This window comes from Pseudomonas sp. F220 (assembly GCF_057813935.1).
Window position 1 is genome coordinate 1 of record NZ_JBVASJ010000068.1, and the last position, 12191, is coordinate 12191.

6 protein-coding genes are annotated in these 12191 nt (G+C 54.3%); 2 read left to right on the plus strand and 4 right to left on the minus strand.

The features are described 5' to 3' along the window. Window positions 1-118: 118 nt before the first annotated feature. The 4 genes from ACZYSM_RS28405 to ACZYSM_RS28420 form a co-directional block, all read right to left on the minus strand. Window positions 119-3031 carry a hypothetical protein gene (locus tag ACZYSM_RS28405; RefSeq protein ID WP_489076889.1) on the minus strand — a complete coding sequence of 971 codons (2913 nt, stop codon included), beginning with the start codon at window positions 3029-3031 and terminating at the stop codon, window positions 119-121. Continuing rightward, on the minus strand, window positions 3022-5421 hold the full coding sequence (locus ACZYSM_RS28410) for a hypothetical protein (protein WP_489076891.1): 2400 nt from the start codon (window positions 5419-5421) through the stop codon (window positions 3022-3024). The genes ACZYSM_RS28405 and ACZYSM_RS28410 overlap by 10 nt, the downstream gene beginning before the upstream one ends. 85 nt (window positions 5422-5506) lie before the next feature. Continuing rightward, on the minus strand, window positions 5507-7366 hold the full coding sequence (locus tag ACZYSM_RS28415) for a hypothetical protein (protein WP_489076893.1): 1860 nt from the start codon (window positions 7364-7366) through the stop codon (window positions 5507-5509). Window positions 7367-7684: 318 nt separating this feature from the next. Next, window positions 7685-10048: a hypothetical protein gene (locus ACZYSM_RS28420; protein ID WP_489076895.1), complete on the minus strand. Its 2364-nt coding sequence runs from the start codon at window positions 10046-10048 to the stop codon at window positions 7685-7687. Between the two features lie 289 nt (window positions 10049-10337). Between ACZYSM_RS28420 and ACZYSM_RS28425 the strand changes: the two genes are divergently transcribed. Beyond that, entirely contained in the window at window positions 10338-10976 is a 639-nt protein-coding gene (locus ACZYSM_RS28425) for a hypothetical protein (protein WP_489076897.1), read from the plus strand. Window positions 10977-11012: 36 nt separating this feature from the next. Continuing rightward, a complete protein-coding gene (locus tag ACZYSM_RS28430) occupies window positions 11013-12107 on the plus strand; it encodes a hypothetical protein (protein ID WP_489076899.1) in 1095 nt (364 codons plus the stop codon). The last annotated feature ends 84 nt before the right edge of the window (window positions 12108-12191 follow it).

Here is a 12191-nt window from a genome sequence, read left to right on the forward strand (position 1 = left end):
ATGAACAACAGTCGAAGCAGTCATAGCGTCTTCACCCTCAAATGGGTCATAGAAACATGCAGGCGAACATTCCCGCGAGGGCGCTTTTCAGCACCCCCATCAGGAGCAATCATCCTCATTATTGAAAATTCAGAACTAGCCTATTGCGGCTGTCTTCGCTCGACGGAATGTCAAAACTCACATCGAACCGGTGGCGGTTGCCTTCTTCGTCACGCAGCTCAAACCGTACAGGCCCGTCCAACCGCTCGCGAAAACGCATGAGGGGGTCCGCCGCCATACTGTCATCCCAGAAGGGCATGTCCGCGACCCGATGCAAGCTAACGATAAGCTGGCCCGGGGAGGGTCGATACTGCTCCACAAAAGAAGACGAGGGCCCCTTATATCCTTTGGCGAGACATAGGGCCTTGAAATAAGCATCGAAAACCAACCCGGCGGGAGGGTTATCGTTTCGACCGAAGGGTTTTGGATAAAAACCATAGCCGGTATAGCTGCCGAACAATTCTTCCAGCTGTTCCGATTCATATTGCAAGGTCGTGGCGTTACCCAGAACCTTCAGCGTCGACATTCCAACGGGGTATAGTCCCTGACGTTGATAGCCAAATTGCCAATAGTCGATGGAGTCCAGCAAATAAGAGAATGGATCGTCGGGCAATTCCTCGCCCACCCCATTGAAAGCGCGCTGTCGAGTGAAATCATAGTGCCCATCGGGCCCAACACTCCGCTTCGGCGTTGGTGGTACGACCCCTCGCAATTGAATAGTACTGTTTGGCCAGCTCTCCTTGATAGAACTCCACACCGTGTTATCGTCGGCCTGGAACTGGGCATAAAATTCACGGGTGCCTTCATAGGTAGACTGCACATACACCTCCCTATACCGTTCCCGGCTGTTCTTGAACACTGGGGATGGGACCGGCTCATACTCCTTGACGGCGCCCGAGGAATGGAGCTTGAAGCGGTTGCGCAGCACATTCACTCCCCAAGGCAGCTCGTTGCCCTCGATACCTTCCTGGTGCGCATCAATAAAAGGCACCTCTGCCCCGCTAACCCTATCGACAAGTTTCAAGGTCGACAGCTCGACGTCACTCAAGGGAATGTCGACGCTATGCCCGTCAACGTCGACCGATTTGGTGTCGATTGTGATCCGCAGCGGAATCTGCTGCATGCCGTTGGTGTAGCACTGGTTCCCATCCAGGGCTTCGATTGCGAACCCCTCCAACTCTTTCCATCGCGGCGCATCTTGTTGACGCTCGATCAACTGCACGATGGCATAACCCCAAGAGTCATCGCTGGTTTCACCGAGTACGACACTCACTGGTGTCTCGCTCCGGGAAGGCGGCGTGAACACCCCGCTCTGCGAAATACGGCCTTCGCCATAGACCTCCCAACTCGCCTTATTCGGGTCATCCAGGTTTGCCACGTTGAATTGGATCGTGCTCGATGCAGTGACGGTGGGCACGTGATACGGCAGGATCCTGAGATTTTGCGGCGCCACGATAATGATCACCGCCGCCCGCGTAGACTCACCCGTGACCCGGTCTGTCACTTCGATGGTCTGAATCCGTACGGGTTGACCTGTCTGGTGCAGAGGGCTGAAAACTGCATTATGACTATCAATGACCGTCAACTCGCCCTGCGGATCGCCTACCAGCTTCCAGTCCAGTGGGTTGTCTCCCAGGCTCGAAGCCTTCAGATTGACAGGTGCCATCCCGACGCCCCAGGTGCAAATACGCGGAGCGACCGCAAGGCTTTGGTAGTACTCCACCACCCGCGCGGAGTAGCTTTGCTCGCCTTGGCCGTCGGCGTAATGGGCGGTCACCACTGATACTTGCTGGTTGCGCCCCATCAATGCCGGGGCCAGAGGCCTATAGGTACCGTTTGCCGCCATGAAGCCGACCGACAGCGGGCTATCAAGGCTGCTGACACTCCAACGGGTCGGCGCTGGAGCACCACCCGTACCGCTGACGACCTTGAATCGGGTCTCCTGGCCGCCTTTCAGCGCGACCCCCCCTGGCTCCACGATCTTTGCGTCTGACGTCAGCGAAATATTGCCGAACTCCACCAAATCATGCGGTGTATAGCGATCCTCGCTCTCAGGAAAGGTATACCCCCCCAGAAACAACAGGTGTTTGAGCACATTCAGTTCATCCGCATCGGCAAACGGGATGAGCCGCTTCTCCACCACCACGCTTGCCGAGTACCTGGCCTGTCCATTCTCCAGATCATTGGGGATCAAGTATGGAAATGAGAGATCGTTGACGGGCAGCGTCCCTTCCTCAGGGTTGGAGGTCAGTTGTATGAAAACCACCAGAGCGCCTTGACCGTAGTTCGCTGACTGAATATCCACACCGCCGGGGGCGGCTTGTGTGCGTAGCTGGAATGAACGGGGTGCCAGTGGGCTGTAATCGTTGTAATCGACCATCCCCAGCACGAAGACCTTGCGATAGGCTGGATGCCCCTCCAAATAGCGCTTGATTTCATCGCCGATGCGACGCTGGGAATACTCACTGGAGCCCAGGTCACAAGAAATGTCACGGCCCGTGGACACGTCGAGCGAGACCCTGCCTCGTTCGTCCACCGCACCCTGCACCACCGCCAGGTCGACCGTCATTCGAACCTGATACCCCATGTCTTCCCGGATATTGAAACTCTCCCGCACCAAGGGGGGGCGTGCCGGCACATGGCTGGTTGAGGTATAACCACCACTGACAATGTTCATCGTCAGGGTCACCTGGGAGTCCCCCAGCGAAGCGGACTCGAACGACAAGCGAGGCTCACCCAGAATCATCTGATCCAGCTGGATTTCCTCGAGTTCATTCGCATCGGTAAAAAAGCTGCGGTTGAAAGGCACCAAAAAACTCAAATCGTTAAAGTTGGCCAGGTACTGCTTTTGCAATATCTGGTTGATCCGCGCGCGGTCGAAGGCCACGATCGCCCCCCAGCCCTGGGTAATGTTGCCCTGCTTGAGTCTCTCCAATAGTTCGGCTTTGGAATGACCGGCCATTGTTGAATGTGCAGAATTATTCAAAGGCATGGCGCTGTCTCCTCGCCGCTCAGCAGGCGTGTGAATTCCTGTACGTCCACGATGGGGTTGGGCACGATCAGAAAACCATACTTCCACGTATCGTCGTCCGGTCTTTCGGCCATCAGCACAGCGAACCTGTCGGTTGGAGCGTCCGGCAGTACATAAAGGCCTTCCTCCGAAACCATGCCGTCACCGTATAACTTCGTGAAAATGGTTTCATTGAGCGGGACCTCCTTCTCCTCCCCGCGCTTGTCCAGAAAGCACAACCTCACCGACAGTGAACGGTTATCGGCGTTGGCCGTAGTTCTGAGGAAGTAGGTGGATGTCTGATGAACCACGACCGCGATCGACTTTTGTACCAGACCGCCAGATAGGCGGGACACCGCGATCTCTTCGAGCGTAATCGGTGTATCGGCAGTACCATCAAAAAGAGGTGGTATGAAGCGTTTTTGATTCTCGATCCCTGGCGTCGGTTCATGTTCATCTCTGAGCTGCGCGGTCGACCCGGCAGCCAGCTCCCACTTAAGCGTTGCCTTATCCAGAACGGCAGCGGACATTTTGTGGCCCGATACTTGATCCCCCACAGATCTTGCGGTTACCACAAAAACCAGCGGATCGATGCCAATGTCTCGTTTGACAATACTCACCAACGCCGTGCTGCTGTTGCCGTTGCCCGCAACAGCCTTCACCAGCACGCGCTTCTGGTAACCCGTAATGTTGGCATCGCTTGGTGCGACGTAACGTCCACTGGCTTTATCAATAGTTCCAGGGTTGCCCGTCTCGCCCGGCAAATTCGCTACACTCCAGACCAACCCGGTAGCTGAGGGCTGGGTGCCAAACGGAATGACGCCATCCGGCCCAATGGACGGTTCGATCGGGTCAATGACGAAATGGGTCAGACTCGGTGCAAGCTTACCCACCAGCGCCAGATCACCGGTAAAGTGTCCGGACGTCGGCACAACCGCGTTCTGCGTACGGAATAACAGACCATTGAGCCGGAAGGCATTGATCTGTGGAACCGTAGTGGTGAAGAGGTCGAAGCAAGCCTGCAGCTGTGCCGTGAGTAACGACTCGATACGCTCGATAATCGGCCCAATGTGCGGCTCGACCGGTCCCTTGCCGATAAAGTCGTCGGGGGACACTTTGCCTATTTTCAGATTGTCCGAAGCCGGCACCGGCGCCAGCGACAATTCGCCGTCTGCCGCCGTGGTGAACTTGAAGCTTTGCTGCCAACGCCATTTCACCGTCACCGAACCATTGACCGCCTGGTTACCATTGGGCTCTACAGTGAGTCGCGTCGCCTGTTTTCCTTCCCAGCGTAACGACAGTATGTCCTGCTTTATTTCCGCCTTGAACTCGCAGTCGTTTCCAGTGAACGGCAAGTTGAACCCCGACGGCAAATCCAAACGACTGATATTGGGTACGTCGGTTTGAGAGGGCACGACGGTCGTGTAGGCACCTCCCTCTGGCGTCAATGACTTGATATGTTCCCCATCCAGACCTTCTGCAGTCACCCCGACCGGCCCTTGATTAACAAGGTGAAACCCTTGGGCGACAATTTTCTCGAGCAGGAAATGGTTGCCCAACAGGATCGTCGCCGACAACGGATCATTGGCACTGCCCTGTGGGATCAAATAATGCATCCCGGGATCCGAAGCTGGAATAGTACCGTCTTCCCCTCCCTTCATCGTCACGAACAACAGCACCTCGCCTTCCCCGAAATTGGGCGCCGCAAGGTCGTTCCCGCCCGGCGCCGGATGGGTTCGGATGTAAAACTTATCGGGTTGCAGCAGCTCGCTCGGATCACTCGCCAGGGTGTTCAATTCAAAAACTTTCTTTTCGTCGGGCCACGCATCGAATAGCTTCTGAAACTTTTCACCCGCAATCAGATCCTCCTCCATACTGTCGCCGACAGTCACATACAACCTTGTCCCTTTTGAAAGGTCCAGCGTCACGCGGCCGACGGTATTCACCGTGCCTGGCTTATCTCGCAACTGAATATTCATGCGCAACAAAGGACCATTCACAGCATCCGCCAATCGCACCCGTGAAACCCACCTGATCCTTTCACCCACGCTCTTATTCACGGAAAGTTGTACCCCTCCCACAATATGCATTGTAAGGGTTGCTTCAGAGGCGGATATGGACGATGTTTCGAACGACAGTCGCGGCGCATCGAGAATATAGTCATAAATATATTCCCAGTTGGTGCCTGCGCCGAACTCTGTATCAAAAGTAATACGCTCAAAATAAAACTCGCTGCTAAACCGCTGGATATACTCTTGTATCAACAGCATATTTGTCTTGTTTTGATCATAGGCCAGAATGGCATCCCACCCAAAGGTTCGGGGCTTCTCTTCCAGCCAGGTAATGAATTGCGCTAACGTTTCTTGTGCCATGATTGTCGCCTCGAAAATTAATGAACCAATAGACCCAGCCGACACACGGTCCGGTTGCGCCTTTTTACATCAACAAACTTTCCCCTCACGCGATCAACTGAAGACCGTCCAGCGCAGGAAAACTGACAAATGACTCGCCCCCATCAAAGCTGACCGTTGCGGTCAGATTGAAGTTGGAATTCAACTTCAACTGACGCAAGAAGTTCTTCGACAACTTTTGCTGGGCGATTCCGTTTAGGGCTTCTTGGGCAGTGACAGGTCTTCTATCACGCACTAGAACGAAGATCGGCCTGCTTGAACTGTCGAGACCACTGACGCGAATCGTCAGCAACAACCCCGACGCAATAAATGGCCATTTATCAAGCTTAAGGTCCGCCCCCGTTTCAGGCACATCTGCCAATGAAAGTCTATTGCCCTTCAACTGGTTGCATTGAACGGTTGGATAGCTGCTTTGCGACAAAGGTAAAATCCGCAGCTGTAAGGACTCCGAATCCATATGTACACCACCGGAAGGTGTAAACCGGTAGAACACCGCAAAGCGCTTGGCTTCACCGCTTTCGCTCGCTTCCATATTCGCGGCAATAGCGCTGCTCGGCACCTGGAAGCGGCGAGGGTTCGCGGCATCGTATGGGCGGGTAGCAATATGCCGACCACCCTCTGGATGCCCCTCCCAACGCACCTCCACCCGATCACCCGCGCCAATCACAAGCGACGACGGAAGGGTGACGAATGCACCGTTTGGCGTCGTGAGCGTGGCGGCTAAATAGGCTTTGTTGTCACCAGACATCCCCTCGGAGGTTGCGCCCTCGACCGACGGCGCTTTCAGGTCCAGTGGTTCACGCACCTTCAGGCTCAGCACTTGCGAGCTCTGGGCCATCCCTTCCCGGGCATACTGGTAGAACACCCGGACGTCTTCCCCGATACTTTTTTGCAGCACCTCCGGAGGGAGCCAAAACAACAGGACGCCGCTCTCGATATTGGATTGATCGAGCAACAAGGCCTGAAAAACGCAGGTATCAAGGCCGGAGGTCAACCAATACAGTAATACGCAATCGCCGATACGGACGTCCTCATAAGGCGCCACTTGCAGCGTGATTCCGGCAGGGAATTGCACCGGATCAAGGGTGTCGCCCACCAGGTTTTCGATATGAATGAGCGGTTGCAGCGGCGTGGCTGGCGCAACGATTCGCAACTTCTGCACCGAGGAAGACCCACTGATTGTGAGGTCGGCATACTTCACGGTGTAGCTGAGCAGCGCATGACCGCGTTCGATAAAATCAAACTGGCTACGGGGAATATCAACGATCAGCGGTCGTCCAATATCGTTTTTGCCCAAGGTTTTCGTAGCTTCCCAATCATCATCGTGATCGCCCCCTTCCTCGTACCCTTCAAACTTGAACGTGACCTTGTCGCCCTCGCGCATCGCCTGATACGGTGCAATCAACGCCGTCACTGTCGGCCCGAGCGTGAGCGGATCCAGGTGCAGATCATGGGACTCCTCGATCTGCACGACCGGTAACGCCGCTTTTGCGTCTGGGCGCCGGCCGACATAGAGAAAACGCCTGGAGGACTCAGGCCCCTCGTTGTCCGGATCGCCCTGTGGCCAGACACGGTATGAGTAAAAAGCAACACCCTGATCCACAGCCACCAACAGTGCATTGGGAATATCCACCGGCATGCCGGTTTCTTCGGTGTATCCGCCGTCCTCCGTGACATCGATCCGCGAGTCGGCCATGTCATGGACATCCCCCCCTGCGCTACAGCCGCGCCAGTTTGGATAGATCGCATCACCAAGGGCAATTCCGACATATTTGATAAAAGTTTCCAGGTTGCCGCTGCCCAACGCCTCCAGGTCCACCGTATTGCCGTTCACCAGACCGGGAATATCTGGCGCGGGCCAATCTGTATCCAGCACGGCGAAAACTTGCTTATCCAAGGGTTTCATTTTTATCAACTCCGTTAAACCATGGGTGTTTTTTACCCCTTACTCGAAGTACTGCCTACTAGCAGAACTGATAGGTTCTGGGCGGCGCCGATGGGACATATACAGCCCTTGAACCTCACTTTTAAAGCATGGGGCCTATATATCCCCTGGCACTTGTGGCGTGTACTTCTATACGCTGAGGACTAGCCCTCGTGTATAACAAGCGCGACGACACCTCCTGCGCACAGCGGGTCGAATAATCAAAAAGATGAGAGACGGGCTTCAGAAATTAATCAGGAGCCCGGCATCGGATATCAGGCGGCAAATTTTAATATAGAATTATTTATCTTCATCGTTTTGCAGTCGTATTGGATCCTGCACATTCACGATCGGTAACGGCACAATCAGATAGGCAAACTTCCACTCTTCATCATCCTCCCTCTCAGCCATCAAGACCGCAAATCTCGAGGCTGGATTGGCGGGGGGGTCATAACGACCGTCATGCGAAAACGAACCCTCGCCATACAGTTTTGTGAATTTGGTTTGATGGAGCGGGACCTGAACTTCGTTACCTTCCTTGTTCAAGTATAAAAACTTCAACAGCAACGACTGGGTGACTGTTTCTGTTCTGAAAAAATAGTTGGAGGATTGGTGTACCACGACCGCGATCGACTTTTGTACCCGACCGCCGGATACGCGGGACACCTCAATTTCTTCGAGCGTAATGGGGACATCGCCCTGGAAAAGAGGTGGTATGAAGCGTTTTTGATTGTTGATCCCCGGCGTCGGTTCAAGTTCATCTCTGAGCTCTGCGGTCGATCCCGCCTTCAGACTCCAGCGCAGCGGTACCCCGTCGAGGGCCGCGGCAGACATTGGGTGGCCTGCCGCACCCTCTCCTTCATCTCTTGCGGTCACCACGAAAACCAGCGGATCGATGCCAATGTCTCGCTGGACAATACTCACCAACGCCGTGCTGCTGTTGCCGTTTTCCGCCACAGCCTTCACCAGCACGCGCTTCTGGTAACCCGTCATGTTGGCGACAACCGGCGCAACGTAATATCCATCGTTATCGACAGTGCCAGGGTCTCCGGTCTCGTCTGGCAAGTTCGCTACACTCCAGACCAACTCGGGAGCGGGAGGTTGGGTCTGGAACTGAATCGTTCCTTGGGACCCTATGACCGGCTCGATCGGGTCAATCACGAAATGGCTCAGGCTCGGTGCAAGCTTGCCCAGCAGCGCCAGATCACCGGTAAAGTATCCGGACGTCGGCACAACCGCGTTCTGCGTACGGAATAACAGACCATTGAGCCGGAAGGCATTGATCTGCGGAACGGTCGTGGTGAAGAGCTCGAAAGCACTCTGCAGCTGCGCCGTGAGTAACGACTCGACGCGCGCTATGATCGGCCCAAGGTGTGGCTCGACCGGCCCCTTGCCGATAAAGTCGCCGGGTGACACTTTGCATAGTTTCAGATTTTCCGGCGTCGGCGTCAGCGATAACTCGCCGTCCGCCGCCGTGGTGAACTTGAAGTCTTGCTGCCAGCGCCATTTCACTGTCACCGAACCATTGACCGCCTGACTACCATTGGGCACGACAGTGAGTCGCGTCGCCTGTTTCCCTTCCCAGTGTAACGACAGTATGTCCTTGTTTATTTTCGCGCTGAACTCGCAGTTTTCTCCAGTGAACGGCAAGTTGAACCCGGACGGCAACTCCAAACGATTGATACCGGGTACGCCGGTTTGAGGAGCCACGACCGCCGTGTAGGTACCTCCATTTGGCGTCAATGACTTGATATGCTCCCCTTCCAGACCTTCTGCAGTCACCCCGACCGGCCCTTGATTAATAAGGTGAAACCCTTCGGCGACGATTTTTCCGAGCAAGAAATGGTTGCCCAACAGGATCGTCGCCGACAGAGAGTCATCGGCACTCCCCTGCGGGATCAAATAGTGCATCCCGGCATCCGACGCTGGAAGCGTGCCGTCAACCCCTTGCTTCATTGTCACAAACAACAGCACCTCGCCTTCCCCGAAATTGGACGCCGCGAAGTCGTTCCCGCCCGGCGCCGCATGGGTTCGGATATAAAACCTGTCGGGCTGGAGCCGCTCGCTCGGATCGCGCGCCAGGGTGTTCAATTCAAATACTTTCTTTTCGTCGGGCCACGCATCGAATAGCTTCTGAAACTTTTCACCCGCGATCAGATCCTCATGCATGCTGTCGCCGACAGTCACATACAATCTTGCCCCTTGTGAAAGGTCCAGCGTCACGCGGCCGACTTCATCCATTGAACCTGCCGACTTCCCCAGCTGAATGCCCATGCGCAACAAAGGACCATTCAGCGCATCCGCCAAGCGCACCCGCGATACGGTTTTGACTCGTTCTCCCGCATCCTGCCTGATGGTGAGCTGCGTCCCCCCGACAACTCTCATGGTCAGGGTCGCTTCGGATTCCGATATGGACGCCGTTTCGAACGACAACCGTGGCGCATCGAGAACATAGTCATATAAATACTCCCAATGACTCGATGAATATTCAACAAGAAACTCGAGTGGCTCGAAATACTGACCATTGTCAAATCGCTGAAAATACTCCTGCAACAACAGTACATTGGTTTTATGTTGATCGTACGCCAGAATGGCATCCCACCCCATGGTCTGGGGCTTCTGTTGCAGCCATACAATGAATGCGCCTACTGATTCTCTCGACATAATGGGCTCTTGCTGAATGCTGAATTCACACCGAAATGGCCATAACCATAAACCCGGTTAGTTGTCATGACACTGTTAAACCGTGAGCTATATAACCGCCCTTCCACAGCGATGACTACTATCAGAACTACTAGGTTGTGATCGTCAAACAGGCGACTATGCTGTATGGCTTTTCCTTTTCACCGGCACCGGACCTAGCAGTTCTGCTAGGTAGGCAACATGAGCATTTATGTTTACCTTCCTCTCGAACCTGTTCGCTTCACAGCGATGCTCACCTGAGGAGACCATCATGAATCATTTATCAATACGCACACTATCGACACTTAACAACTGCCAGCTTTCAACCGTGGTACTTGCCATGGCCCTGTTGTTCAGCGGCAGTCATGCGATCGGTGCAGAAACTAAAGCAGCCACCACTGTAAAACCAGACGCCAGTTGGTCAAAATCAAAAAAAGAAAGCAAGACATTTACTTACCCTGATGATAATGAATCCGAAGGCCCTATCAATTGCGACGCCAACAAAGTCATGGTTGGGCGTGAACACGACGGTGATGAACAAGACCCCACCCGACATAAGTGTGCCAGCCTCGATCAGCATGGACCGTTAACTGTCAATACAAGTGGAACACACGAAAAGCGATATGCTCACGAACACGAAAAGTATGAATTTCAGTGCATTGGAAACGGAGTCATGACCGGCCGTGGCCACTGGGACGATGAACGCGGTCCGACGTGGTATTACTGCGGAACAGTCAAGGATGCCTGGGGCGACGACATGCAAGTGGGTAACCGCGTATGGTCAGCTGAGTTTACTGAAACGGACAGTTCATATACTTGCCCTTCGGGCATGGTGATGACTGGCCGAGGCCACTGGGGCGATGAACATCAAAAAGGAATGACTAAATACCAGTGCGCAACGCTCTATTGAACCTGCGACCCCCTACCTGACATTGGACATATAAAAATGATCGGCACTCCACTTTCCGTTTACGGTTTCGCCATTCTGTTTGGTTTGACGCTTCCCGGTGTAGCGATGGCCTCTACATCGCCGCCTGCCAATAGCGCCCAGATAATTCTTCGCGATAAAGATAATGCCACCTGCTCGTTGGACGTCCCTGCCGAAGGCAGCGGTTTAACATACCAGCACGAACTAAAGTCGCTAGGTTCAAAATGCCCTGAAACATTCAGAACACGTTCCATTGAGTTCGTCCAGCTCCCATCCGCAATGAAAATTTTTATCAGCGATGATTATTGGTGCAGCGACAGCACTGCTTCACCAACTGCCCTGATCCAACGCAATGAAGAAGATGAACCGGACCTGGACACCCGTAACTTCTGGCTCAAGCTGAAAACCACCAAAAAATCAACGACAGTCGGCGGAAACGGATCAAACGCAGGCATCGAAATCACTTATTTACTGACGTACAACAAAAACACCATCATCGGCCCCGGCCTTATGCTGGAAGACAAGTACGAAAAAACGGGTGCTGAGGTTCGCGACAAACTGTCCTGCATCAAACTGGTGGCCTCGGCTGCCGTTAATACGCCCGCCTTGCCGCCCATAGCGACTGACATCAATCGATCGTGGTCCGACTACCAGAAAGAACACGAATCCAATTTCAGTTGCGCGGGAAACACCATCATGACCGGACGCCAACACCACGGTGACGAGGAAGGTAAAACCCGACACGAATGCGCCACGGCCAATCAGTCCGGTGCGGTCGTAACCGTAAAAGACAAGGTGTGGTCCGAGCCTTTGAGTGAATCCGGCCGAATAGACAAAGATATTTGGGAAGGAAAGTATTACGTCTGCCCCGCCAATACGATCATGACCGGCCGCGAACACAAGGAAGACGAGAATGGTGATACCAAATACGAGTGCGCAACGGCAACCAGTGCCGGCAGAGACCTGACCGTCACGCCCCACGACTGGAGCAGCAAGGTGGAAGAAACCGACTCCCAGTTCAATTGCCCGGCTAACCAGTTTCTCATCGGCAGGTGGCACGAAGGAGACGAAAAAGACGGTCAAACCCGCTATCGCTGCGCCACGCTGCAGTGATGATTCGCCGGCCTGCTGCCCTGCACAACTCCCTTTCTGATTCAACCGAGGTAAACCACCATGACAGTTTCTGCTGTGGCGCAC

Excerpts from the sequence above, each read along its gene's own strand:
- ACZYSM_RS28405 (WP_489076889.1), bottom strand. The coding sequence starts at position 3,031 with ATGCCTTTGAATAATTCTGCACATTCAACAATGGCCGGTCATTCCAAA.
- ACZYSM_RS28410 (WP_489076891.1), bottom strand. The coding sequence starts at position 5,421 with ATGGCACAAGAAACGTTAGCGCAATTCATTACCTGGCTGGAAGAGAAG.
- ACZYSM_RS28415 (WP_489076893.1), bottom strand. The coding sequence starts at position 7,366 with ATGAAACCCTTGGATAAGCAAGTTTTCGCCGTGCTGGATACAGATTGG.
- ACZYSM_RS28420 (WP_489076895.1), bottom strand. The coding sequence starts at position 10,048 with ATGTCGAGAGAATCAGTAGGCGCATTCATTGTATGGCTGCAACAGAAG.
- ACZYSM_RS28425 (WP_489076897.1), top strand. The coding sequence starts at position 10,338 with ATGAATCATTTATCAATACGCACACTATCGACACTTAACAACTGCCAG.
- ACZYSM_RS28430 (WP_489076899.1), top strand. The coding sequence starts at position 11,013 with ATGATCGGCACTCCACTTTCCGTTTACGGTTTCGCCATTCTGTTTGGT.